The sequence below is a fragment of the Paenibacillus sp. J22FR5 genome, from assembly GCF_059691975.1.
On sequence record NZ_JCAUAN010000044.1, the window covers coordinates 1 to 24,405 of the forward strand.

21 protein-coding genes, 6 tRNA genes and 2 rRNA genes are annotated in these 24,405 nt (G+C 47.2%); 23 read left to right on the top strand and 6 right to left on the bottom strand.

Annotated features, from left to right (window positions below; translation table 11 throughout):
* The 12 genes from AC58P7_RS31080 to AC58P7_RS31135 form a co-directional block, all read left to right on the top strand.
* Window positions 1-101: ribosomal RNA gene (locus tag AC58P7_RS31080) — 23S ribosomal RNA — on the top strand; the annotation flags it as partial.
* A gap of 72 nt (window positions 102-173) precedes the next feature.
* A 5S ribosomal RNA gene (gene rrf, locus AC58P7_RS31085) occupies window positions 174-290 on the top strand.
* Between the two features lie 68 nt (window positions 291-358).
* Window positions 359-435: transfer RNA gene (locus tag AC58P7_RS31090), tRNA-Met, on the top strand.
* Between the two features lie 7 nt (window positions 436-442).
* Window positions 443-518: transfer RNA gene (locus AC58P7_RS31095), tRNA-Lys, on the top strand.
* A gap of 20 nt (window positions 519-538) precedes the next feature.
* Window positions 539-618: transfer RNA gene (locus AC58P7_RS31100), tRNA-Leu, on the top strand.
* Between the two features lie 43 nt (window positions 619-661).
* Window positions 662-736: transfer RNA gene (locus AC58P7_RS31105), tRNA-Gly, on the top strand.
* Window positions 737-745: 9 nt separating this feature from the next.
* Window positions 746-822: transfer RNA gene (locus AC58P7_RS31110), tRNA-Arg, on the top strand.
* Window positions 823-841: 19 nt separating this feature from the next.
* Window positions 842-915: transfer RNA gene (locus AC58P7_RS31115), tRNA-Pro, on the top strand.
* A 256-nt stretch (window positions 916-1,171) separates the two neighbouring features.
* Window positions 1,172-2,371, top strand: a complete 1,200-nt coding sequence (locus tag AC58P7_RS31120) for an MFS transporter (RefSeq protein WP_497349907.1) — start codon at window positions 1,172-1,174, stop codon at window positions 2,369-2,371.
* Window positions 2,372-2,456: 85 nt separating this feature from the next.
* A complete protein-coding gene (locus AC58P7_RS31125) occupies window positions 2,457-3,044 on the top strand; it encodes a GAF domain-containing protein (protein ID WP_497349909.1) in 588 nt (195 codons plus the stop codon).
* Window positions 3,045-3,104: 60 nt separating this feature from the next.
* Complete coding sequence (locus AC58P7_RS31130; RefSeq protein ID WP_497349911.1) at window positions 3,105-3,983, top strand: aldo/keto reductase; 879 nt, start codon at window positions 3,105-3,107, stop codon at window positions 3,981-3,983.
* 120 nt (window positions 3,984-4,103) lie between these two features.
* Window positions 4,104-6,116 (top strand): transglycosylase domain-containing protein, encoded by a 2,013-nt coding sequence (locus tag AC58P7_RS31135; RefSeq protein ID WP_497349913.1) that lies wholly within the window; start codon window positions 4,104-4,106, stop codon window positions 6,114-6,116.
* 56 nt (window positions 6,117-6,172) lie between these two features.
* Here the strand turns inward: AC58P7_RS31135 and AC58P7_RS31140 are convergent, their stop codons facing one another.
* Together AC58P7_RS31140 and hprK are read right to left on the bottom strand one after the other, a co-directional pair.
* A complete protein-coding gene (locus tag AC58P7_RS31140; RefSeq protein WP_497349915.1) occupies window positions 6,173-7,057 on the bottom strand; it encodes a hypothetical protein in 885 nt (294 codons plus the stop codon).
* Window positions 7,058-7,142: 85 nt separating this feature from the next.
* Window positions 7,143-8,057, bottom strand: coding sequence for an HPr(Ser) kinase/phosphatase (hprK, locus tag AC58P7_RS31145; RefSeq protein WP_497349917.1), 915 nt, complete (start codon window positions 8,055-8,057; stop codon window positions 7,143-7,145).
* 220 nt (window positions 8,058-8,277) lie between these two features.
* Between hprK and AC58P7_RS31150 the strand changes: the two genes are divergently transcribed.
* Together AC58P7_RS31150 and AC58P7_RS31155 are read left to right on the top strand one after the other, a co-directional pair.
* Entirely contained in the window at window positions 8,278-8,547 is a 270-nt protein-coding gene (locus tag AC58P7_RS31150) for a zinc ribbon domain-containing protein (RefSeq protein ID WP_497349919.1), read from the top strand.
* Window positions 8,540-8,764: a hypothetical protein gene (locus AC58P7_RS31155; protein ID WP_497349921.1), complete on the top strand. Its 225-nt coding sequence runs from the start codon at window positions 8,540-8,542 to the stop codon at window positions 8,762-8,764. Before AC58P7_RS31150 ends, AC58P7_RS31155 begins: the two co-directional genes overlap by 8 nt.
* Window positions 8,765-8,850: 86 nt before the next feature.
* Here the strand turns inward: AC58P7_RS31155 and AC58P7_RS31160 are convergent, their stop codons facing one another.
* The 4 genes from AC58P7_RS31160 to AC58P7_RS31175 form a co-directional block, all read right to left on the bottom strand.
* Entirely contained in the window at window positions 8,851-9,021 is a 171-nt protein-coding gene (locus AC58P7_RS31160) for a hypothetical protein (protein ID WP_155993910.1), read from the bottom strand.
* Between the two features lie 377 nt (window positions 9,022-9,398).
* Window positions 9,399-10,784 (bottom strand): DUF4129 domain-containing protein, encoded by a 1,386-nt coding sequence (locus tag AC58P7_RS31165; RefSeq protein ID WP_497349923.1) that lies wholly within the window; start codon window positions 10,782-10,784, stop codon window positions 9,399-9,401.
* Window positions 10,765-11,898, bottom strand: a complete 1,134-nt coding sequence (locus AC58P7_RS31170) for a DUF58 domain-containing protein (RefSeq protein WP_497349925.1) — start codon at window positions 11,896-11,898, stop codon at window positions 10,765-10,767. Before AC58P7_RS31170 ends, AC58P7_RS31165 begins: the two co-directional genes overlap by 20 nt.
* Before the next feature lie 2 nt (window positions 11,899-11,900).
* On the bottom strand, window positions 11,901-12,857 hold the full coding sequence (locus AC58P7_RS31175) for an AAA family ATPase (RefSeq protein WP_497349927.1): 957 nt from the start codon (window positions 12,855-12,857) through the stop codon (window positions 11,901-11,903).
* Between the two features lie 509 nt (window positions 12,858-13,366).
* Between AC58P7_RS31175 and AC58P7_RS31180 the strand changes: the two genes are divergently transcribed.
* From AC58P7_RS31180 to AC58P7_RS31220, 9 genes are all read left to right on the top strand, one after another.
* The gene (locus tag AC58P7_RS31180) at window positions 13,367-15,025 is read left to right on the top strand and encodes a response regulator (RefSeq protein WP_497349929.1); all 1,659 of its coding nucleotides are present in this window, start codon (window positions 13,367-13,369) and stop codon (window positions 15,023-15,025) included.
* 81 nt (window positions 15,026-15,106) lie between these two features.
* Window positions 15,107-16,840, top strand: coding sequence for a sensor histidine kinase family protein (locus AC58P7_RS31185; RefSeq protein WP_497349979.1), 1,734 nt, complete (start codon window positions 15,107-15,109; stop codon window positions 16,838-16,840).
* 4 nt (window positions 16,841-16,844) lie between these two features.
* Window positions 16,845-17,810: a substrate-binding domain-containing protein gene (locus AC58P7_RS31190; protein ID WP_497349931.1), complete on the top strand. Its 966-nt coding sequence runs from the start codon at window positions 16,845-16,847 to the stop codon at window positions 17,808-17,810.
* Between the two features lie 107 nt (window positions 17,811-17,917).
* The gene (locus AC58P7_RS31195; RefSeq protein ID WP_497349933.1) at window positions 17,918-18,994 is read left to right on the top strand and encodes a galactose ABC transporter substrate-binding protein; all 1,077 of its coding nucleotides are present in this window, start codon (window positions 17,918-17,920) and stop codon (window positions 18,992-18,994) included.
* Window positions 18,995-19,236: 242 nt separating this feature from the next.
* Window positions 19,237-20,754, top strand: coding sequence for a sugar ABC transporter ATP-binding protein (locus AC58P7_RS31200; protein ID WP_497349935.1), 1,518 nt, complete (start codon window positions 19,237-19,239; stop codon window positions 20,752-20,754).
* Between the two features lie 18 nt (window positions 20,755-20,772).
* Window positions 20,773-21,804, top strand: a complete 1,032-nt coding sequence (gene mglC / locus AC58P7_RS31205) for a galactose/methyl galactoside ABC transporter permease MglC (RefSeq protein WP_497349937.1) — start codon at window positions 20,773-20,775, stop codon at window positions 21,802-21,804.
* Window positions 21,805-21,886: 82 nt separating this feature from the next.
* A complete protein-coding gene (locus AC58P7_RS31210) occupies window positions 21,887-23,620 on the top strand; it encodes a methyl-accepting chemotaxis protein (RefSeq protein ID WP_497349939.1) in 1,734 nt (577 codons plus the stop codon).
* Between the two features lie 160 nt (window positions 23,621-23,780).
* Complete coding sequence (locus tag AC58P7_RS31215; protein ID WP_497349941.1) at window positions 23,781-24,053, top strand: type II toxin-antitoxin system Phd/YefM family antitoxin; 273 nt, start codon at window positions 23,781-23,783, stop codon at window positions 24,051-24,053.
* A complete protein-coding gene (locus AC58P7_RS31220) occupies window positions 24,037-24,363 on the top strand; it encodes a type II toxin-antitoxin system RelE/ParE family toxin (RefSeq protein WP_497349942.1) in 327 nt (108 codons plus the stop codon). The genes AC58P7_RS31215 and AC58P7_RS31220 overlap by 17 nt, the downstream gene beginning before the upstream one ends.
* Window positions 24,364-24,405 lie beyond the last annotated feature (42 nt).

Below are 24,405 nucleotides of genomic sequence, written 5' to 3' on the forward strand. Positions count from 1 at the left end.
GTATGTAAGACCCCTTGTAGACGACGAGGTTGATAGGTTCGAGGTGGAAGTGCGGCAACGTATGCAGCTGACGAATACTAATCGGTCGAGGGCTTAACCAAAATTCCTAAGTAAACCTAACTTTACGCAAGTTTCGTATCTAGTTTTCAAGGCGCAAACAAACGCTTTGACTGTTTGGTGATGATGGCGGAGGGGATCCACGCGTTCCCATCTCGAACACGACCGTTAAGCCCTCCAGCGTCGATGGTACTTGAACCGCAGGGTTCTGGGAGAGTAGAACGTTGCCAAGCAGTTACCATATATAGGAATCTTTTGACGTAGTCAAAAGTCTCTCTGATACGGGTACTTTAATCTATGACGCGGGGTGGAGCAGCCCGGTAGCTCGTCGGGCTCATAACCCGAAGGCCGCAGGTTCAAATCCTGCCCCCGCAACCAATGATGCGAGTCATTAGCTCAGTTGGTAGAGCACCTGACTTTTAATCAGGGTGTCGTAGGTTCGAATCCTACATGACTCACCATTTGCCTTATTTTACAGCATGCGCGTATGGCGGAATTGGCAGACGCACTAGACTTAGGATCTAGCGGGCGACCGTGGGGGTTCAAGTCCCTCTACGCGCATCAAACATCCCCAAGTCGTATCTTACGGCTTGGGGATCCCTATGCGGAAGTGGCTCAGCGGTAGAGCATCGCCTTGCCAAGGCGAGGGTCGCGGGTTCGATCCCCGTCTTCCGCTCCATTTTAGTAAGCGCCCTTAGCTCAGCTGGATAGAGTATTTGACTACGAATCAAAAGGTCGGGAGTTCGAATCTCTCAGGGCGCGCCATTTTTTATTACAATCGTATCGGGACGTAGCTCAGCTTGGTAGAGCACCTGCTTTGGGAGCAGGGGGTCGCATGTTCAAATCGTGTCGTCCCGATCAAGTAAGAAAGCATAGACAATCAGCTTCATGCTGATAGAGTCTATGCTTTTTTCATTTTCCAGATAAGATCGTATAAGTTTTCGCTTATCGAAAGCGGCTTTCTGTCTGATTGGCGTTAAGATAAAACCTACCTCAACACGCGGTCGCTCGTCTTTGGATGACGTTGACAGAGGTTTTTCTCATCTTCATTTACTATTTTCTGGGCTTCAAGTTTCCATTGGTGTATAGTAGACAGGGAAGAGGAGGTTACATCATGGAACTACGCTGGAGAAGGAATCTATTTATTTTATGGATTGGAGCATTCTTTTGCGCGATGGCGTATACACTCTCAATCCCGTTTATCCCAATTTTTTTACAAGAAGATTTAGGTATACATAGCGGTTTGGAGGCTTGGTCGGGGATTACATTTTCGGTGAGCTTTCTGGCGAGCGCGTTAATTGCACCTTATTGGGGCTCACTAGCAGATAAATATGGACGAAAGCCAATGCTGCTTCGCTCAGGCCTAAGCTTGAGTGCTGTTTATTTTCTTAACTATTTCGTGAATGATCCCTATACATTTATTGTCGTTCGTGTTCTCCAAGGACTTATGGCGGGTTATATTCCAGCGTCGATGGCTCTAGTCAGTACGAATACACCAGAGAAGCATGTGGGTTATGCACTGAGTGTCATGTCAACGGCGACGGCTGCTGGAAGCATTCTAGGCCCCCTGTTAGGAGGCATGCTCAGTCATTGGGTAGGAACACGAGAGTGTTTCCTCGCATCCGGTTTCATTGTACTCATTTCGGCGGTGATCGCTGTCGTTGGTGTGAAGGAAGTGCATCAGAAGAAAGCGGGAGCACGTCCAAGTGTCCTGCAGGACATTAAGCAAGCTACAGCTAATAGAAGATTATTATCCATTTTTGGATTAACCTTATTGGTTGCAACCTCCGTGATGATTTTGGAACCGTTGCTGACTATTTATGTTGTCCAAATCGGCGGAAGTGCCAAAGGAGCATCGCTGAGCTCGGGTATTATCTTCTCGGCTGTCGGCGTTGCTACCGTTATCATGGGATCAAGATGGGGTATTATCGGGCAACGCATCGGATACGACAAAACACTGCTCATTGGCTTAATTGGCGGCGGTATAGGAAATCTGTTGCAGTTAACTGCACATAATCTGATTGCTTTCGGTGTGCTTCGATTCAGTTATGGGTTATTTTTTGCTGCGGTCTACCCGGCACTAAATGCACTCATTGTTAAAAATTCGGACGCGGATTTCCGAGGCCGAGCGATGAGTCTAAACCAAACGTCGAATCAATTGGGGATGATGATCGGTCCTTTGATTGGTGGGTTTTTAGGTGGATGGATTGGGATTCATTCGGTATTTTTGCTAACAGGATGCTCTTTGCTCCTAGCAGCTGGTTGGTTGCAGGTTAACCTTAGGAAACAAATGAAACAGATCTCGATAGAATAAGGTTTCAACGGAAATAATTTTGTTAATAAAGGAGAATGAGTGAAAGATGGACTTGGGGCTGCGAAGTTTCCAAACGTTATTTCAATTGACAAAAATCATAAATTCTCAACATACCATGCCAGAACTACTGCAGGCTTTCGTGGATGCGATTGCAGAGGAGATTACACAGGCAGATTTGGTGGGCTTTTTTCTGAAGCAGTCTGATGGCACTTTTCAAGGATATACGAGTAATAAATTACCTGCAGATATTCGAGAACTAGTCATCGACCCTAGTAAAGACGAGTTTGTGAGGGATATTCTGCGTAAACAAGCTAGCGAATATATCTCAGATACGAGTATTGATTTGCGATTGGATCAAATGAAGCGGCAATTATTAAAAATCAAGTCTATCCTAGGTTATCCCGTCATCGTAGACAATGAGGTGTTTGGACTTGTTTTCGTGCATGATTTCGGTAAACACATGCATATTACGCAGGGGCAATTAGACACGACGGATGCATTCGTGAATATGGCCAGCGTTGCGATCAGCAACATGCGATTGTACGAGCAGCATCAAATTCTGATGGAGAAGCAACAACGATTACTAGATGCAATGGAAACATTATCAGATTCATCATCCGTTAGGGATGTGCTGGACTCTTTACGATCGATCATGACGGATTCAGAAGATTGATGTTCTACTCATCTAGGTATGAATGAACACAAATTTGAACGATAAAGGGGCCATTCAGTGATGTTGACACGAAAGATGGGACGTTTGAATAAGGAAACCTCTGTTGTGATGTTTGGCGCAGCTAGTCTCGGGCAGGTAACACAGGAAGAGGCAGATGCCTCGATCGCCTTCGCGTTGGCGCATGGCGTGGATCATTTTGATACAGCGGCCAGCTATGGCGATGCGGAGATCCGGATGGGCCCGACGATTAGCCGGGTGCGAAATGATATTTTTTTAGCTACAAAAACAGGGCAAAGAACCAAGAAAGAAGCCAAAGAAGAGATTTATCGCTCCTTGGAACGGATGAAAGTGGACACGGTTGACCTGCTCCAACTGCATGCGGTGGGATGTATGGCGGAATTAGATCGCTGCACGGCAAAAGGAGGGGCGTTGGAAGCGGCTTTAGAAGCGCAAAGCGAAGGTATTGTGAAAGAGATCGGGATCACAGGCCATGGGCATGAGGCGCCGGCGGTTCATTTGGAAGCCTTGCGCAGGTTTCCATTCGCTACTATCCTTTTTCCACTGAATTACTATATGTACGGGTTGCCAGAGTATCGTGAGGCAGTTGATGGCCTGATGGAAGAAGCGAATAAGCAGCAGACGGCGATTCGGGTTATTAAAGCTATTGCGAAAGCGCCTTGGATAGAAGGAGCAGAGCGTCCCTATGCGACGTGGTATGAGCCGTTCGATCAGCAGGAGATTATCGATGCTTGTGTGCATTTTGTGCTATCGTTCCCTAGTGTATGCGGGTTCGCGAGTGCGGGAGATGTGCATTTATTCCCGAAAATCGTGAATGCAGTGGAACGCTACGGCACGATGAATAAGGACGAAGTCGAGCGGATACTGAGCGGGATTAGCGGGTATACGAGTGTTTTTGGGGCGCCGACGTCGATAGCTTAAGGTAATAAGCCTTCACCCTATTTGTGGGGATGAAGGTTTTTTTGTGTTAATTGCTCCCAGTACGTCACTTATTGGCTATATAGTACGAATAGCTATGAGGTACGTTAGGAGGAAATTAACATGTTTAAATTAAAGGCAATACCTCGACGCTTGTGGCAAGCGTGTGCGGGCATCGTCCTGATTCTCAGTGTGAGTATGGTGCTAATGAGTTATTTCTACATAAAAGGACTAGATGTATCTCTGTTGAATCAGCCGCTTCCCGAGGCATCCATTGTGCTCGATAAGAACGGTCAAGTTGCTTCTCAACTATCTGCGTCAAAGATCAATGCAGTCACTTTTGATGAAATCCCGCAGGTGCTCGTAGATGCGATTGTCGCCGTGGAGGATAGACGGTTCTTTGAGCATAAGGGCGTTGATGTAAAATCCATCTTCCGCGCTGTCGCGCGTGACGTGCTGAAAGGAAGCTATTCCGAGGGAGCTAGTACGATTACTCAGCAGCTAGCTCGAAATCTCTTTCTGACAGCGGATAAAACGGTAGGACGTAAACTGAGGGAAGCCGCTTATGCCATCAAAATAGAGACTTCCTACAGCAAGAATGACATTTTGGAAATGTATCTCAACAAGATTTATTTCGGAGAAGGCAGCTGGGGGGTACAGGGGGCGTCGAAAACCTATTTTAATAAAAATGTGAAAGACCTCACCCTGTCAGAAGCGGCGGTACTGGCTGCGCTGCCGAAGGCACCAAGCCACTATTCACCTTTCCAGAATGAAGAACAGGCGCTGGAGAGAAGGAATACCGTCCTAAAGCTGATGCAGGAGGAAGGTAAAATATCTCCACAAGCTTATGAGAAAGCAGCAGCTTCAGCGCTAGGGGTAGTGAAAACGGAAAACACGAATGAGGCTAAAGGTCAAAATCGCGCCTATGTCGATGCTGTTATCGAGGAGGCCGTCAACCTCTATGGCTTTACGGAGGAGCAGTTGCTGACAGGCGGCTTGCGTATCACCACAGAGCTTGATCCTGCGGTACAAAAGGCAGTCATAGATGTTTATAACGATAACAGTTTGTTCCCCGCAAGCAAGCCAGATCAGCTTATTCAAAGCGGGGCTGTTATTGTGGACCAGAAAACAGGCGGAGTTAGGGCACTAACTGGTGGACGCGGAGAGGGGGTATTTCGGGGCTTCAGCCATGCTACCCAGTTAAAAAGACAACCAGGATCAACCTTTAAGCCTATCGCTGTGTATGGACCTGCTTTGGAACTAGGATATAAGCCGTCCTCTATGTTATTTGATGGTCCGCTGAATATCGAAGGATACCAGCCTCAAGATTGGGATCACCAATCTAGGGGGCAAGTATCGATGCAAGATGCCATCACATCGTCCTGGAATATACCTGCGGTCTGGCTACTACATGAGATAGGTATCGACAATGGCTTGAAGTTTGCGAAGTCTTTGGGCATATCCTTACCCGCACAAGATCGACAATTGGGTATCGCGCTTGGCGGGCTTTCGGAGGGAGTATCTCCGCTGCAAATGGCGCAAGCCTTTAGTACTTTTGCAGCTAAAGGTGTATTGTATCCTGCACATACGATCTCGAAAATCGAGACCAACGATGGCCATCTACTCGTACAAGCGAAATCGAAGGGTGTCCCTGTGATGCGAGCTGAAACAGCGGATGCCATGACTTCGATGCTGCAGACCGCAGTAGCGCAAGGAACAGGGAAGAATGCAACCATGAACCGTCCTGTAGCGGGCAAATCGGGTACCACACAGCTGCCAGCGACGAAGGAATTTGAGAGGATCGGCAGCGGAAGTGCCAAGGATGCTTGGTTCGTCGGCTATACGCCGGAGTTGACGGCAGCAGTATGGGTCGGCTATGACCGAACGGATGCGACACATTATTTAACTACCTCGGGCGGTGCGGTCCCAGCGGTATTATTCCGTGAAATGATGAGCCGTGCATTAGCTCAGACACCGGTGATTCCATTCGACATTCCGGTGAGTGTGATGGAGGGACTTCAGAATGAAAACTCGCCTGCTCAGTCTCAATCCGCAGAAGCATCAGCGAAGACAGACAAGGAGCTGAGAAAGCAAGCAGAACAAGGACATGGGCATGGTAAAGGGAAACAAAAGTAAACAGAATGAAGCCCTCGTAATCCGTTAAGGAGAGCGAGGGCTTCATTTTATTCTAGTTAGTCATGTTTGTTGTTGTTGTTGTTGTTCCCATGTTTCTTCTCGTTCTTTGCTCTATCTTTTTCTTTTTCTGTATTTTTTTCCTTTTGATTTTCTGTTTGAACATCTTTTCGATCTTCTTCTTTTTCATCGGAATTGATTTTTAAATGAATGTTCAACTTATCCCCATCTAGGGCGTACTGTTTGGCTAGCTGCTGTGCCAGCACCTGTCTAGCATTGGATGCGTTGAGATCAATAGAGCCAAGCAATTTAGAGATCCAGTCTTGAGCTTGAGAACCCGTAAGATGAATGTTGCCTGCATGCGGTGACTGGATCTTCAGATCAAACTCAGGTCCATGAGATCCCTTTGATTGTTTGATGTGAAGGTTAAAGTGCTGTCCATCCCCGCTTACATCTATATCCTCCAAGTCAGTATGACCACCTGGCGGTGTCACATTTGGAGCACTATCCTTGGTCTTTGTAGGCGTAGAAGTTGGTTGAGCAGGTATGCTTGGTGCTGCCATGACAGGGAGCTCGCTTGGAATAGGAGTTACCTGGGGTTCTGTTTCTGTTTTCGAAGCGACCGCGGTTTCTGAAGTTCCCTTCACATAAGCCGCCTGTTTCTTGTTATTCAGAATGACTTCAATCTCATTCCCAGTTCGCAAATCACTGGGCTGAGCCTTCTGATCGTTGAGATACACCCAGACGGATGAAGCTAATGGAATAGTCTGATCACCAGACTCCGTATGTAAAGTAATCGCATCCGCCGTCATGGTTGTTAGCTTGCCATTGATGGTTGTTGACGTAGCTGTGCTGGATGACGTTGTGGCATAAGCGGTCCAACCACAGAGCATCAGAGCTGGTAAAGCAATTGCAATGATTGTTAGTTTCATTCGTTTAAACATTTGAAACACCTCCGCTAACAGCTTTCGAGGCGAAGGGAGGTTTTAGGAGGGTACATGATAATCTACATAGCTAAAGATAGGCAGACTAGTCGGTGTCCGACTGCAGGCGCTGCATGAATTCTTCAACTGCGCTGTAGCCTTGCTGACGCAAATACCAATTGTTGGCGGCGGCTTCAATGAGGCCGGCAACGTCGCGTCCGGGCTGTAACTGGATTTCAATATGTGGAATAGAAATATCCATATAGTCGGTGAACGTAGGTTCAAGCTCCAGATCATTATGGAGCGCATGCTCCTGCCACTTTGTAAGCTCGATATCGAGTACGATACGTGTTTCATCTTGGAAAGCCTTGCGGCCGTAAAGCCGTGAGACATTGATGAGTCCAACGCTGCGCAGTGCGAGGAATTCCTTCGTTTTGCCATTGTGCGTACCTAGCAAGGTTTCGGGGCTGATTTTCTTCAGCACGACAATATCATCAGCCACAAGGCGATGTCCTCTGCGGATGAGCGTGTGGGCTGTTTCGCTTTTGCCAACGCCGGATTTCCCGCGCAGCAGGATGCCGATCCCCGAAACATTGACGCAGACGCCGTGGACGGCAATCTCCTGAGCAAGCGATTTACTCAAATATAAATCAACTAAGTCCTGAAATTTACTTGTAGGTGAGCTGGTACGGAGAAGGGGAATTTTCTCTTCTTCGCAGTATTTCTTTAAGTATTTCAAGCCTTCCTGATTTCGTGTTACGACAAAACAAGGCGGATGATATTTCACAATATTACCAATGTGCAAATTTCTTTCATTTTCGCTGAGCTTATGCAAGTAGGTAATTTCTTTACGACCTAATAGCTGGACATGTGCTTGTGGGAAATATTCAAAATAGCCGACAAATTCGAGCCCAGGGCGGTGTGCCTTCGTTTTGGTGATAGGGCGGTGGAGCTCCGAATGGCCAGCGAGAATTTCGAGCGAAAAGCGTTCAACTAAGTCTTTCACAGTGACAGGCTTCAAACGGGAGATCCTCCTTCATGTATACGTAAGTAAAACTAGCATCGTAATTAGCTTTACGTTGTATTTAAAGATGTCTATACTAGATTCTCTTCAGCATAGTAACAATCCTTTAATGAAAGCGCTTGAGCACAGTGTACATAGCATTTCTTGGCATTTCATGTTGCTTTTGTATGTTAAGTTGGTATGATTAAAGGAAAAGCTTTAGGGGGATCGGATGGAAATGGACGCTACATACAAGAACTGCCAAAGTTGCGGGATGCCTCTCGCTCGTGATGAGCAAGGCGGCGGTACCGAGAAGTCGGGTATTAAGAGCAAGATGTATTGCAGTCATTGCTATCAGGACGGTGAATTTACTTTACCGGATTTAACGGTTGAGCAGATGAAGGATAGGGTAAAGTCGAAGCTGGTGGAGTTTGGTTTCCCACGGTTTCTTACCGGACTATTCACAAGAAATATTCCGAAATTGAAGAGGTGGTCGTCCCGTGAGTAATAAGAATAATGTGCAATCATTTGCAGCGATGAAAGAATGGCTTGCGATTCCGGAAACCTTTCGCACGCGTCTGTTATCGAATGTTTTTTGCGGGAATTGCAGGGGGGAAACGACGATCATCGACTATTCGGTGAATCTGGAGAAATTAGGAATTGTGCTGGAAGGCAAATGTAAGACGTGTCTTCATAAAGTTGCACGTGTGATAGAGAGAGAATAAAAAACAAATAACGCTCTGCACCCAAATGGTGTAGAGCGTTTCAAATTATTTTCTTTACTTATCCACCTCTCTGTATGTAAAAGCAGCTATCTGTGAAAGCCGCATTTTTTGGCAAGTGTTGGCCATGTTGAGAGGAACATGCTTTCCCACCTGTCTTCAGGTAATACGAGGATCCATCTGGCGATTTGATCCAAGCCCATTTCGTAAAGCGTGTGAAGCACTTCTTCTTTTTCAGAACCGGTTTTTAATGCTAACATCTCAAAACCACCTCAATCGAATGTATTCAAACAATTATGTATATGCGAATTTTTGAAAATATGTGACATTTATTTTCAAAATGCTTTCATAGCAAAGAAAATAGCTTGTTTATTGTGCTATATGGTAACAGTATGGTAAAAAATTCTCGTTAGGCTTGTTTAAGTAATGGAGGAAAATTCCCGAATCCGGTTCAAGCAAGCGGGAAGATGTGGTTTTGAGATTAAAGGTGAGTTGGTGTATCCAGAAGTATTCTTTTAACATGATTAATTAAGTCATGCGGAGAATGAGGGAATCATGCAAATAAAAGGTATCCAAAAGGAAGACCCCATGGATACCTTTATTATTGATGGAGCAATGTGCAAGAAGCGCATCGGTCTTATTTTAGCTGGCTGCGTATGCTCAGATCGATGGTTTGGAGTACCTGAGCAAGCTGCTCGTCTGAAACCGTCTCTCGTCCGTATCGCACCCGATTATAAGCAGTGGTAAGCGCGTGAACCGAAGCTTCTGCGAGCTGTGTTTGATGCGTGAGCTCCCAGCCTGTTTCGTTGGGGGTTAACGATCTCTTGAAGATGTAGCCACGCTTACCCGCCTGCCCAATTAACAATCGGTAGAGGAAGCGGATGCGCTCCTCATTATTCGGTAGTTGTGACCAAGAAGGCTCGTGAGCCGACGTTGGCCACAGTTTAGAACTTGCTTTGCGCCACCACAGGTTCGGAAGCTCTCTCCAGTCGAGAAGGGCTTCTTTCTCATCTGTGTAGCCTTCGGTTGTATCCCCTTGCTGACGACGCAGGGACTGCTTCCAAAAGCGACGAATAAGCGAGAGGAGAGCTGGCGCAAGCTTCATCAGGAGGAGGTAGATACAGCCAAGCACGAGTGCAATGACAAGGATATAGCCAATAATCTGAACAACATAATGCATGAGAATACCAAACCATCCCGGTTCATGAGGCGTAGCTGGCGGGAGCTCCATAGGAGGCGGTGCCGAAGGGCTGGCTTCAGGTACACCAGGTGGTGCTTCGGATGACATCAATCCCAGCAGCCAAGCCATGATCCCATGTAGAAGGGGAATGAGACCTTGTTTCACTTGTTGAAAGTAAGCGACCGCAGCGATAACGGCAATAAAGCCGAAGAGCCATACGCGACTGGAGCGTTTCACGGTTTGGGACAGTGACGAAGCGGCAGCATGATCATTTCCCGCTAGGGTAGCGATCAGGAGTTGTGCACGATTCGTAATAAAGAAGAAGAGGATCAAGGTACCGAAGCCAAGTCCGTTTAGGGCTATTTTATAAGGCTGCATTAGGTCTATGCGTCCCATAATCGGAACCCCGATAACGTACATCACCCCAGAGATTACGAAAACCCCAGGTGAGTAGAGCGACAGCCAACCGTCTTTGGTGTACCGTATGCCCCGATAGACGAGTAGGGCTCCAATTACCGTACTGACAGCGATATGCAACGTGTTCATTTGAAATAAATAGGATAAACCATAACCTACAGCGACACAGACAAGGAACTCATAGCCTTTCCGCGTCAGCCATTTCAACTGCCCGAAGCAGGCGCCGATTACGAAGCATAGCAGTAGTTGTATAAAAGTGAATACGAGTGAGCTATCGAACAGATAGACCTGAGCTAGCGTAACTAGCGGGGCAAAGATAACAAGCTCGATGAAAGCGAATAAAAGTGCAAAGCCGCATATACGTAGGAAAAGATAAAGACGATTAGGCCGAGAATTCATTATTTGATTAGGCAAGGGCATGGGCATCGGAGAGAGCCACCTCCTTATCGCTGAGGTCGAGAAGGTTATGCGCTAATGGCACGACGAACACGGAATGTCCTAATGTTTCTAAACGTTCAATGCTGCGTGCCATCCCATCGGAAACGAAGGCTGTGAGCAAGATAATGTCCAACGCTTCACCTTCCACCTCGATCCCGTAATCGAGAAAATCCTCACAGGAGCGGGCACAAGAAATCGCAAGCTTCGCCATCGTTTGGAACAGATGCGTTAGATGCCCCCAGCCACCTTCAGGCGCACAATAAACGGGAACCCCTGGCTCATTCTGCAGCCATCCGTTATACCCAAAACCAACAGGAACCCCTCGGCTTACGGCATGTTCGGCTAATGTGGCTGCGTAGGAGAGCGCTTTTTCCACGAGCTCCGGGTCAGTGACCGCATCCCACATCGTTTCTGTGACCTGGCTGTTGACGACGATTAGCAGTCTGGGATCAGCAGTGAACTCCCGGTTGTAGACTTGAAGCCGCCCACTCCGAGCCGTTGCTTTCCAGTGAATGCTGTTCATCGTATCGCCATAACGATACTCTCTTGCACCAGAAACGAGAAACGGATCTGGCATAATCCATCGCTTCACGGTGACGTCCCCTTGCCAGCGACTGGACAGAATCGGGATGTCATGATGATTAACTAAACGCGGATACACCAGCAGCTCCACATGAATGCGATGCGTAGTAGAAGCTGCTTGCATGCCTACGAAATCACCCATCGTTGCCGCAATCGTTTCCAACTTGTACCAGCCGCGTTTAGCTGCATGCACCCCGTGACGGCGCACGATCCGGGTATAGGGCATGAGGCTGAATAGACTGCGATGGTTTTGAAAAAGAGAGCCGCTGCTCACTTCTAGATTCTTCATCTGCGTAAAGTGCAGACCGGCATGAATCGTTGATTCTAAGCGCAGCCAAGGAATGGGCGCGAGCTTGCGGTTCACGATCGTTTCGATCATAAGAAGTTCATCGCCGACATGGCAATTCGCCTTATTAAAGGTTCGTTCAATGCGAAGTCCGCGAAACCCCCAGCGGGCAAAAAACTGAAACTGGAGGAAGAATAGAAGGGCAGCGATGATCACAATCCAGCTTATGCTCATCGTTACCCCAGCTTCACTTCCGTAGGAACGGGGGTAGTGGCAAGTACACTGGTCAGCAGTGCAAGCACTTGCTGATCCTGTTGGCGCGAGCGCGTGCGCAGCAGAACGCGGTGCGCCCAGATCGGCACGACCAGCGCTTTGACGTCGTCTGGCAGCACGTAGTCGCGGCCGCGCAGCGCCGCATACACCTGCGCCGCCTTCATCAAGGCGCGCACCCCGCGCGGGCTGACGCCGAGCGCCGCATCTGCATGCGTGCGCGTCGCTTCCGCGAGCTGCACGATGTAATGCAGCAGCTCGTCGCCGACGCGCACCTGCGTGAAGAGCCGCTGCGCTTCGAGCAGCTCCGCGCGGCTCACGACCGGCAGCAGCGCATCCAGCGGATCCTGCTGCTGGTAGCGCTGCAAGATCAAGACCTGCTCGGCTGCCGTCGGATAGCCGAGGGACAGCTTCATCAGGAAGCGGTCGAGCTGCGCTTCCGGCAGGGGAAAGGTCCCCTGATTCTCGACAGGGTTCTGTGTGGCAATGACGAGGAACGGCGCTTCCAGCTTGCGCGTTTCCCCGTCGATGCTGACCTGACGCTCCTCCATGCTCTCCAGCAAGCTGGACTGTGTGCGCGGCGTCGCGCGGTTAATCTCATCGGCGAGCACGATGTGAGCGAAGAGCGGACCTGGGCGGAATTCGAATTCGCCCAGCTTCTGGTTGAAGAAATTGATGCCGCTTACATCAGAAGGCAGCAAGTCGGGTGTAAACTGGATGCGCTTCATAGAGCCGTCCAGGGAGCGGGCAAGCGCTTTGGCAAGCTGCGTTTTGCCAGTGCCAGGCACATCTTCGAGCAGTACGTGACCAGAGGCGATCAGTGCGATGACCATGAGCTCGACGGTGTCGTTTTTACCAATAATAACGCGGCCTACGTTTTCTTTGATGAGGGAAGCGATATGTCCAATATGTGCGATATTCAAATGATTAACCTCCTAAATGATGAATGATGTGAATGAATTGACGATGCGGAGCAGTAAAGGTGCAAATGAGCTTAGATAAAGGATACAAGTTTGGTTAAAGGGAACGTCGTTCCGCTATTTCGACCATTTTGTTACTTTGAAGACCCGTAACGGAACGTCGTTCCTCTATCCAACGAAAAACAGGGGAAAACCCTCTGTTAATGGTAAAATAGCGGAACCTCGTTCCCTTTCAGGAGAAAAATAGGGTAATTTACTGAAATAGCGCACTGAGGTTCCCTTTCGTTGTCAGAGAGGCTGGATTAGGCATGCGGGTTCACCGTTTATGTGGTATGTCAGGTGTTACATATATCCCCTCCAATTTTAACACCTCACAGGGGATTTTTACCATTGTTTCCTTGGACAGCCTCCAATTCTATTTGTATATTCGACGGGCAGTGAGTACAATGATGGTGATAATTAGTAACGTTACGAAAGATGCTTCTAAATTGGGGGAGCCTAGGAGGTCTGGCATGTACAAGCTGTTGTTAGTGGATGATGAAGAGGATGTGCGGGAAGGTGTCGTCCGTGAAATAAATTGGGAAGCCATTGGCTTTGAAGTCGTCGATAAGGCGGAGAATGGCAAAGAAGCGCTGGAGATGGTCGAGCGGCTGCAGCCGGATGTCGTTGTGACGGATATACAGATGCCTTTTATGAACGGGTTGCAGCTAGCTGAAGCAATTAGAGAGCGCTTTCCAACGATTAAGCTCATCATTCTGACGGGGCATGATGAATTTGAGTACGCGCAGCGGGCCATTAAGCTGCATATTGATGAATATGTGCTGAAGCCTTTTTCCGCGCAGGAGCTGGTGAATGCCTTACTGAAGGTGAAGGCCCAAGTACAGGAGGAGGTTGCGCATCGCGAGGATGTGCAGCTGCTCAAAGAGCATTACCGCAAGAGTATGCCTGTGCTCAAGGAAAATTTCCTAGCGACGTTAATGAACCGGAAGCTCCCGCGTGACGAGGTGTTTGAGAAGGCAGCGAACTATGGGATTGAGTTAGGCGGAAATAGCTATGTCGTGGCCGTTTTGAGCATAGATGGGGTCCTTATTTCAGAAGAGGATTCGGAGAACCGAGGGGAACTGTCGAAGTCACTTTCATTGAAGTATTCCGAAGATCAGGCGCTGAAATATTTTGCTCTCTTAAATATTACGGAAGAAATCGCCAATAAACGCGGGCTAGGTCTTGTTTTCATGCATAATGATCAGGTTGTCTTGTTAGCTGCGAGAGAGAATAGAGATAAGGAAGCGGCGCTGCAGGAAACGATGCGCGTGCTGGAAGAAATTCGGCAGAGTGTGGAAAAATATTTGAAATTCACGCTAACCGTTGGGATCGGCAGTGTGATGAAGGATGTCACGAAAATCAGCTATTCGTATGAGGATGCGGTACTTTCCCTCGACTATCGACTTATTCTGGGCAGCAATCGGATGATCTATATTGATGATGTGGAGAAGCGCAGCGTTGACAAAATTCGTTTTGACGATGTTAAGGAACACGCGTTGACTCGGTGTATCAAGGTAGGTACGATGCAAGAGATCCGAGAGACGATTGATGTGCTGTTTCAGGGGGTCGAGGCTGGCGTTTCGGTCAAGGATTATCAGATTTATTTGCTTGAAATTCTCACCTGTATTCTGAAAGCAGCGAAGGATTCGAGTCTGAATGTCGACGAGGTGTTTGGCGAGAATTTTATTCCTTTTACGGAGATTAATAAGTTCACGTCCTTGGAGGAAGCGAAGCATTGGTTGGCCGAGTTATGTGCGAGTATGATGAATCACATTGCAACAGACCGACAATGTACGTACAAGAATTTGGTCGAGTTAGCCAAAGATTATACGAAGAGCCATTTCCATGAGGGTGATATCAACATCAACAAGGTGTGCGGACATCTGCATATCAGCGCGGGATATTTCAGTTCTATTTTCAAAAAAGAAACGAAAATGACCTTCGTCAACTATTTGAACCACATTCGGATGGAAGCAGCGAAAGAACTCCTTCGCACTACGGACATGAAAGCGCTGGAAATCGCCGAGAAGGTGGGCTATGCGGATGCGAATTATTTTTCGTTCTCTTTCCGCAAAAATGTCGGTGTTTCCCCGAAGGAGTATCGCAATAACAGTGCCAAAGGGCTGTAGGAACTGGAAAGGGGGAGAATTGCTTTGAAACGCAGAGTGAGTACGCTGCTAAAGGCTTTATATAACGTAATACTCGACACGATGCGGGTGAAAAGTATTCAGTTTACAATTACGATGTCATTCATTCTTATTACTGTAACGGTCATGCTCATTGTTTCCTTGGTGCTTTATAATAAATTTGCCAAAACGGCAGAGGAAAGCGCCTTTCTGAATACGGCACAGGTCATTGAGCAGGTTCAATTCAACCTGGAGCAGTATATCAAGGGCATGTCCGATACGTTTGAGGTCGTGGATGCGAAAATAGCGAGAAGCCGCGGCATCCCATCGGACAAGCTGCTCGAACAGCTAGACACAATCGCCAGTACACGAGAGGATATTGTGTCTATTCATCTTTTTACCGCAGATGGCGGGCTGGTTACGGGGGTGCCAACAACAGAGATGCGCAAAAATACACGGCTGCTCGAGCAGTCGTGGTTTAAGTCTGCCCTCGATAACCCCAACCATCTTACCTTCTCCTTACCGCATATCCAGAACCTATTCAAGGATCCTTACAAGTGGGTTGTTTCCATGAGCAAAGGGGTCACGATCGAACAGAATGGGCAAATGGTGGATGCGGTTATTTTGGTGGATATCAATTTCAAGACGCTTGACGACGTATTCCGTACGGTTTCTTTGGGGAAGAAGGGCTATGTCTATATCATTGACGATTCTGCGGGCAGCATTGTGTATCACCCTCAGCAGCAGCTCATTTATATTGGGCTGAAGTATGAGAATGTGGAGCAAGCCCTCAAATTTTCGTATGGCAAATATATGGACGTGAGCGATGGCGAGTCGCGGTTAAACGTAGTGCGGACAGTCAATAACATTGGATGGAAAATAATCGGGGTCTCTTACCTCGATGAAATGGTAACGACGCGCAAGGAAATCAGTACATTCATGATTTGGCTGCTGGTGATCGTGCTTCTCTTTATTTTGTTGATTTCCTCGTTTATGTCCGCGCGTATTTCTCAGCCTATTAAACGACTCAAGAAGTCGATGGAAATGGTGGAGAAGGGTCATTTTGACACCTACATTCATGTGCGTGGGGCGGATGAGGTCGAGCAGCTGTCGCGGCGCTTCAATCTGATGGTCTCCAGGGTGAGGGAGTTGATGGACCAGAGTATCGAGGAGCAGGAAATTAAGCGGAAGAACGAGCTGGAGGTACTCCAATCACAGATTAATCCGCATTTTTTATACAATACACTCAATTCGGTCGTGCGTATGGTGGGTAACGGTAGGAACGAAGAAGTTGTGACGACGATAACGTCTCTGTCGAAATTTTTCCGGATCTCGCTCAGCAAAGGTAAAAATATTATTACCATCGGTGAAGAGATCGAGCATATTCGCAATTATTTGATCATCCAGAAAATGCGCTATAAGGACAAGTTTGAATACGAAATCCGTGTTCCAGAAGAGGTGCTTCCTTACAAAACGCTCAAACTGATTCTCCAACCTTTTGTAGAAAATGCGCTCTACCACGGGATTGAATATATGGTGGACGAAGGGCTGATTGAGCTGTCTGTCACGATGGAAAAAGGGAGGATTTTCTTCGAGATTCGAGATAATGGGGTCGGCATGTCGGAGGATACGCTCAAGAGCATTTTGTCCGGTCAGGTGAAGAGTGAAAAAGGCTCAGGTGTCGGACTGCGAAATGTGCATGAGCGGATACAGCTTTATTTTGGCATGGACTATGGTGTGAATATTAGCAGTGAGCTTGAGGAAGGAACGATCGTCACGATTACGATACCAGCCATATTAGACGACGAAGGGGGATAGAACGATGAGATTAATACTGATGATCGCTGTCCTCGTTGCTGCTCTTTCGCTGTCCTCCTGCACCAAAAATGTAGAAACGACACCTACCGAGCAGAAGAAGCATCTGGAGGTAGTGCTGCGCAGTCAAGAAGGCGACTACTGGAAGACGGTAAAGCTGGGCGCAGAGGTCGCGGCGAAAGAATTCGATGTTACGCTGGACTTCCGTGCACCGGGCGATGAGGCCGATGTAAAAGGGCAAATTGCCCTCATGGAGCAGTCTATTTCGAGCAGTCCAGATGCGATCGTCTTGGCGGCCAATGATTATAAAGAGTTGTCTTCTTCTGTAGATGAGGCGTATAAGCAGCATATTCCTGTCATTACGATCGACTCCGAGGTCGAGACGAAGAACGTGCAGAGCTTTATTGGCGCGAATAACTATGAAGCGGGTCAATTAGCAGGTAGACAATTGATCAAGCTGATCGGAAAGAGTGGGCAAATTGCGATTGTGAGTTTTAAGCAAGGGGAGCGAAATACAGAACTTCGGGAGCAAGGCCTACTGGACGAATTATCGAAGTATCCCGATGTTCAGGTCATCGATAAGGTGTACAGCATGACGGATCGGGAGCTCGCTGCCCAACTGACGCATACTGTCATCGACAAGCATCCCGAGTTGGATGGGATTGTGGCCTTGAATGAAATTTCTTCGATTGGCGTCGCCAGCGCGGTTCAGAGTAGGAATTTGCAGGAAAAGGTGAAAATCATCACGTTTGATAGTACATCGGAGGAGTTAGAGCTGCTGCAAGAGGGGATTATTCAAGCGACGATTATTCAAAACCCGTTTAGCATCGGCTATTTAGGCGTGAAAAGTGCTGTCGAAGCTGTCGCGGGTAAAAAGGTGCAAAAGCGCGTGGATACTGGGATTAAGGCGATTGATCTTAGTAATATGTTCTGGTCAGATAATCAAAAATTGCTATTTCCATTTATAAAGTGATGAGAATTTCGATAGAAGATATGAGGATATTGCATTTGTTTATGCTCTTTGAACCATTATAGTAAGGAATGTAAACAAACAATACACCTTTTAGGGAGGGTCTTATCTTGAAAAAATTACTTACACTTGCCGTAGCAGGCGCATTGGTTGCAACCGTTGCAGGTTGTGGAAATAAAACAGAAACACCAGCAACAACAACCGCTCCAGCAGCTTCCGCAGGGGCAGCAGCAACAACAGCTCCAGCCGCTGGTAAAAAACCAACAATCGGTGTTGCGATCTATAAATTTGACGATACGTTCATGTCTGGTGTTCGTGCAGCGATCTCCGATGCAGCGAAAGATAAAGCGACTGTTGATATCGTAGACAGCCAAAACTCCCAACCAACACAAAATGATAAAGTTGACCTTTTCATCACGAAAAAAGTAAATGCACTTGCGATTAACGCAGTTGACCGTACAGCTGCTGGCGTTATTATCGACAAAGCCAAAACAGCTAACATTCCAGTTGTCTTCTTGAACCGTGAGCCGCTTGCTGACGACATGAAGAAATGGGATAAAGTTTACTACGTAGGCGCTAAAGCTGAGCAATCCGGAACAATGGAAGGCCAACTGTTGGTTGACTACTTCAAAGCTCACCCAGAAGCTGACAAAAACAAAGACGGTAAAATCCAATACGTAATGCTTAAAGGCGAGCCAGGACACCAAGATGCTGAGCTTCGCACGAAATTCTCCATCCAAGCGATTACAGATGCTGGTATGGGCGTAGAAAAAGTAGCAGAAGATACAGCAATGTGGGACCGCGTTAAAGGTCAAGAGAAAATGGCAGCATTCCTAGCTTCCAGTGAAAGCAAAATCGAAGCTGTTCTTGCGAACAACGATGATATGGCGCTTGGCGCAATCGAAGCTTTGAAAGCAAAAGGGTACTTCAAAGACAACAAATTCCTTCCAGTTGTTGGTGTAGATGCAACAGCTCCAGCTCTACAAGCACTTAGCGATGGCACGCTTCTCGGAACAGTTCTAAACGATGCGAAAAACCAAGGTGCAGCAACGACTAACGTAGCAGCAGCTCTTGCTAATGGTCTAGTACCAAGCAAAGAAACAACTGGCTATGATGTAACGGACGGTAAATATGTTTGGATTTCCTACAAAAAAATCACAAAAGCTAATATGAACGAAGCGAAGTAATTGTGAGAACGGGCAAGAGAGGCGATATGTGCATAACAATCGCGCTTTTGCCTTCCTTTTTGGAAATATAAGAAAGTATAAGTTTCACTCTTATATTATGCTTATATTTTTGGATAAACGCTCCCGTCTAGGTAGGACGGCGTAGCCGTTTATTTTAAAACCCGTGCAAAGATAAAGAGAAATAAGCTTCGAATAAAGGCTTCACTTTGTGGGGATTATCGTGAGCTGTAGGGGGAGTTACCATGACTGTACATGACTATTTATTGGAAATGAAACAAATCTCCAAAGAGTTCCCCGGCGTCAAGGCGCTGGATAACGTCACCCTCAAAGTTCGTCCAGGAAGCGTACATGCGCTGATGGGAGAGAACGGTGCGGGTAAATCGACGCTCATGAAATGCCTGTTTGGTATTTATAAGCCCGATGGTGGAGAAATCAAGCTTAATGGAGAAGTAGCTTCGATTACGAACTCCAAGGATGCGTTAGCGAATGGCATTTCCATGATTCATCAAGAGCTTCACCCCGTTCCTCATCGCAATGTGATGGAGAACATTTGGTTAGGCAGATTCCCGCTAAAAGGTATCGGACCTTTGAAATTAGTGGACCATAAAAAAATGCGTACAGATACAGAAAGTTTGTTTAAACAACTCCAAATGGACATTAAACCGGATACACTGGTAGGTACCCTGTCGGTATCCAAAGTGCAATCCATTGAAATTGCCAAGGCTGTTTCTTTCAATTCGAAAGTCATTGTTATGGATGAGCCGACTTCATCGCTTACGGGTAATGAAGTTGAGCAGTTGTTTCGTATCATTCGCGATCTGAAAAGCCGCGGTGTTTCGATCATCTATATTTCACATAAAATGGAAGAGATTTTGGAAATTTCGGATGAAGTAACGATTATGCGTGATGGTACCAAAATTGGTACATGGGCATCATCCGAGCTTACCACGGACATGATCATCTCGAAGATGGTTGGACGTGATTTGAAAGAGCGTTTCCCTGAGCGCAGCAATGTACCTGATGGTGTATTGATGAAGGTTGAGGACTTGACTTCGGTCGTTCCGAAATCGTTCAAGAATGTGTCTTTTGAGCTGAAAAAAGGTGAAATTCTCGGCGTTGGCGGACTTGTTGGTGCACAACGGACAGAATTGATTGAATCTCTGTTCGGGATGAGAGGCATTGCTTCAGGAAGCATCTCCATTCACGGGAAGCCTGTGAAGCTCAAGTCGCCGATGGATGCGATTAAGCAGAAGATTGCTTTGCTGACGGAAGAGCGCCGTGTAACGGGGATTTTCCCAGTGTTATCGGTCTTGGAGAACACGGTCATTGCCAATTTGGGCCGTTATATGAATCCACTAGGCTTCATTCAAGAAGCGAAACGTAAAGCAGAAGTCAAACAAAGTATCGAAATGCTGCGCGTGAAAACGCCGAATATGCATGCGCTAATTAAGAATTTGTCCGGTGGTAATCAACAAAAGGTTTTGCTTGCCAGATGGCTGCTCACTGAACCTGATGTACTCCTTCTCGATGAACCGACACGGGGAATTGACGTAGGAGCGAAATTTGAGATTTACTCCATCATTGCTGACCTTGCGAAGCAGGGGAAAAGTATTATCATGATCTCTTCTGAAATGCCCGAGCTTCTTGGGATGTCAGACCGAATTATGGTTATGTGTGAGGGACGTCTTACGGGCATTGTAGAAGGAAATAAAGCAACAGAAGAAGAGATTATGCGCCTTGCTGCACAGCATATGGCATAATGGAGGGGGCCTAGAACCATGACTACCAAAACAGAAACATTGAAATCCAGAGACCTTAGTGGGTTCATTACCAAATACGCTATCTACATCGTACTAGTTGTTCTAGTCATTGGGATCGCGATTTATGATCCACGCTTTTTATCCGTAAGCATCCTACGTGATATCTTATTGCAGTCATCTACACGTGTTATTATTGCATTGGGTGCAGCTTTCATTCTTATCACCGGCGGAACGGATTTGTCCGCAGGGCGAATTGTTGGTTTAACCGCGGTAATCTCTGCTTCCATGCTGCAAACGCAGGAATATGGCAGAAGATTTTTCCCAGACCTGCCGCATCTGCCGTTGTTTATTCCGATCATTATCGCGATTATCGCAGGTCTTGCCATTGGTCTTATTAACGGGATTGTCGTAGCAAAGCTGCGGGTTCCACCGTTTATCGCGACATTAGGAACCATGGTTGCCGTATATGGTGCGAACTCCTTGTACTTCGATATGAAGCCGAACCAATCACAACCGATCGGTGGTCTGAGACCTGATTTTAGTAAGCTAGGAACGGGTTCCATTGGTTCCAGCGCCTCATACTCGATTCCATATATCGTTATTTTCGCAATTGTGGTTGCGATTATCGTCTGGATCGTGTTTAACAAAACGAAGCTTGGGAAATACATGTACGCCATTGGCGGAAACATTCACGCCGCGGTCGTTTCTGGTATTAACGTAAACCGTTACCTGATCTATATCTACGGGATTGCTGGTGCGCTATACGGACTTGCAGGAGTATTGGAAGCAGCAAGAACAGGTGGAGCAACGAATAACTACGGGAACATGTACGAGCTTGATGCGATCGCAGCTTGCGTCGTCGGTGGTGTATCGACTTCGGGTGGTATCGGAACGGTGCCGGGTGTTCTTGCAGGGGTATTGATTTTCAGCGTTATCAACTACGGTTTGACGTTTATCGGAATCAGCCCGTACTGGCAGTTGATTATCAAAGGTGTCATCATCGTTGCTGCGGTAGCGTTTGATATGCGGAAATATATGAATTCGAAGTAAGAGTTTGAGGCTGTCGAAATTATCGGCAGCCTTTTTTAGCAGAAGATTTGTAAGCGTTTACTACGGAATGGGAGACACGACAATGAACACTAACTACGACAGGCCTAATTGGATGAAGCGACTTTTATTTATTTCTTTACAAACTAAACTGGTGGGGGCTTTCGTCCTCGTATCCCTGTTAGTTGGGATCACTAGTGGGCTGTCGTATGCATACGTCAAAAAAGTAGACAACTCGTATACGGAGCTGCTCGATACGAATGTGAGGCTCCTTCAGGATGTAGCGGAAATTAAAGAAAAAACTCAGATGCAAACGAGTCTACTATTTGGTTATGTGCTGGACCCGACGAAAGACAGGGAAAAGCGTTTGACGGATATGAATGCAACTCTATCCTCGATTATTACCAAAATGAAAGATACGGGCGGGAATGAGGAGGAGCAATCCGCAGTCGGGGCTATGTTGGAAGCCAACCAGACTTTTGCTAGGTTGGTTCAAAAAGTCGTTGCTTACGGAGAAAAAGGAGATACGACTCTAGCGAAAGCTGAAGCGATGCAGTGGGCGATCCCGACGACGGAAACGTTGACACAAGCAGCTGCGAAAATTGAAGAACTTGAAGCGGTCATGCAGGCAGATGCTTCTGCTCAGAATCATAAGACCGTTATATCCACGATTAAGACGCTTATTTGGGTGAGTGGAGCTGCGTTAGTATTCGCTTTAGTGATTGGTCTCTTGGTGTCGCGAAGCATTGTTACGCCAGTGCGTTCCATGGTGAAAGCGGCGGATCGAATCGCGAATTGTGATCTATCGGTTGGTGATATTGCGGTGAAAAGCCGCGATGAATTGCGTGATTTAGCATCAGCCTTCAATCAGATGAAAGGGAATCTGCAAGGTTTGATTCGCCAAGTTGGCAGCAGCGCGGAGCAGGTGGCCTCGGCATCGGAAGAGCTTAGTGCGAATTCCAATCAGGTTTGTGAGTTATCAGAACGGATCACAGGTACGATTCAGATCATCTCGCAAGGTACGAATTCGCAGGTAGGCAGTGTGCACCAAGGCGTTGCCATCATGGAGGAAATGTCAGCAGCTGTTACGCAAATTGCCAGTGTGACGCAAATGGCAAATAAGCAGTCTTTGTTTGCGCAGCAGGAGGCTGGGGAAGGTACGGCGGCGATTGAGACGGCAATGGTACAAATGAAGGCTATCGACCAGAAGATGAATGAACTCGCGGCATCCGTCCATAGGTTGAGCGGCCGTTCGGAGAAAATCGTTAACGCGAATGCGATGATCGCCGGTATTGCGCGGCAGACGAATATGCTCGCGCTCAATGCTTCGATTGAAGCGGCACGGGCAGGCGTCGCTGGCAAAGGGTTTGCGGTGGTTGCGGAGGAAGTCCGCAAGCTATCCATGCAGACCGGCGCAGCGGCGAAGGAAGTGGCATCTCTTGTGACGAGTGTTCAAGAGGAAACAAGAGATGTGATGTGCTCCACCGAGGCGGGAAGCCGCGAGGTGGCGACGGGGCTTGAGGTCGTCGGTGAAGCGGGCGCGACGTTCAGTCGCATTCGGTCTGCGATGGACGAGGTCGCTCGTCAGATCGAGGAAGTGGCGGGCTGCTCGGCGGAAATCTCCGAGAAGACGCTCGTCGCCGTTGGCGTGATTCGCGCCATTGACGAAGTCGCGGGGCAGACTGCTGCGGGCGCGAAGAACGTCTCCGCCAACATCGAGGGTCAGTATGCGAGCATGGAGGAGATCGTGTCCTCCGCGACGGTGCTGAGCAGCATGGCTGCGGAGTTGCAGGGGTTGATAGGGCGGTTTCGGGTGTGAGGTGGGTGCTGGGCAGAGTTACTTATAGGGAACTATCTGAAAGTCAGCAATCGTAATGATTGCGGACTTTGTACTTTATATTTGGTGTCAGTGGCAAAGTATAATATTTTAATGATATAATAAAGTCAGAATAATGTCATTTGGAAAGGGGTTGTAAAGGATGAATATAAAACCCTCAACGACAATTCGACAGGATTACAATGGGTTTTCAAAATATTGCCATGAAATTGATGAGCCTGTGATTCTAACGCGTAACGGAGAAGCCGATTTAGTTGTTATGAGTCATGAGGCATACCGACGGATGGAAGCTCGATATAAATTACAATCTAAGCTATTGATCGCAGAAAAGCAGATTGCCGAAGGAGCAGAATTACTAGACCATGATCAAGTAATGGCTAGGATGCGGAGGAAGATCAATGCCGCAAAAGAATAAGATCAAATATTCTCCAACAGCCGTTGATGATATGGATGAAATATTTTCGTATATATCCCAAGAAAATGTTTCCGCCGCGGAAGACATGCTGGAAAAGTTAGATCGTCACATTTCAAGTGTACCGGATTTTCCCAATATAGGTTCAGTATTATCAGATGAGGAATATTCACTTATACAAAGTGGATATCGATTTATTGTGGTGAATCCATATTTGGTATTCTATAGAATTTTGGATGATATAGTAATTATCCATCGGATTTTGCATGGGCGTCGTGATTATCTACGTGAGTTGTTTGGTTCGTTCGAATAAAAGATTTATAATAATTTCATAAAAACTAGGGCTGTCCCCAAG

Bases quoted from the DNA above. Each gene is read 5' to 3' on its own strand.
- AC58P7_RS31220 (WP_497349942.1), top strand. From the start codon at position 24,037: ATGCCGCAAAAGAATAAGATCAAATATTCTCCAACAGCCGTTGATGAT.
- AC58P7_RS31210 (WP_497349939.1), top strand. From the start codon at position 21,887: ATGAACACTAACTACGACAGGCCTAATTGGATGAAGCGACTTTTATTT.
- AC58P7_RS31150 (WP_497349919.1), top strand. From the start codon at position 8,278: ATGGACGCTACATACAAGAACTGCCAAAGTTGCGGGATGCCTCTCGCT.
- AC58P7_RS31190 (WP_497349931.1), top strand. From the start codon at position 16,845: ATGAGATTAATACTGATGATCGCTGTCCTCGTTGCTGCTCTTTCGCTG.
- AC58P7_RS31135 (WP_497349913.1), top strand. From the start codon at position 4,104: ATGTTTAAATTAAAGGCAATACCTCGACGCTTGTGGCAAGCGTGTGCG.
- AC58P7_RS31185 (WP_497349979.1), top strand. From the start codon at position 15,107: ATGCGGGTGAAAAGTATTCAGTTTACAATTACGATGTCATTCATTCTT.
- AC58P7_RS31140 (WP_497349915.1), bottom strand. From the start codon at position 7,057: ATGTTTAAACGAATGAAACTAACAATCATTGCAATTGCTTTACCAGCT.
- AC58P7_RS31160 (WP_155993910.1), bottom strand. From the start codon at position 9,021: ATGTTAGCATTAAAAACCGGTTCTGAAAAAGAAGAAGTGCTTCACACG.
- AC58P7_RS31200 (WP_497349935.1), top strand. From the start codon at position 19,237: ATGACTGTACATGACTATTTATTGGAAATGAAACAAATCTCCAAAGAG.
- AC58P7_RS31130 (WP_497349911.1), top strand. From the start codon at position 3,105: ATGTTGACACGAAAGATGGGACGTTTGAATAAGGAAACCTCTGTTGTG.
- mglC (WP_497349937.1), top strand. From the start codon at position 20,773: ATGACTACCAAAACAGAAACATTGAAATCCAGAGACCTTAGTGGGTTC.
- AC58P7_RS31165 (WP_497349923.1), bottom strand. From the start codon at position 10,784: ATGCCCATGCCCTTGCCTAATCAAATAATGAATTCTCGGCCTAATCGT.
- AC58P7_RS31120 (WP_497349907.1), top strand. From the start codon at position 1,172: ATGGAACTACGCTGGAGAAGGAATCTATTTATTTTATGGATTGGAGCA.
- AC58P7_RS31180 (WP_497349929.1), top strand. From the start codon at position 13,367: ATGTACAAGCTGTTGTTAGTGGATGATGAAGAGGATGTGCGGGAAGGT.
- AC58P7_RS31170 (WP_497349925.1), bottom strand. From the start codon at position 11,898: ATGAGCATAAGCTGGATTGTGATCATCGCTGCCCTTCTATTCTTCCTC.
- AC58P7_RS31215 (WP_497349941.1), top strand. From the start codon at position 23,781: ATGAATATAAAACCCTCAACGACAATTCGACAGGATTACAATGGGTTT.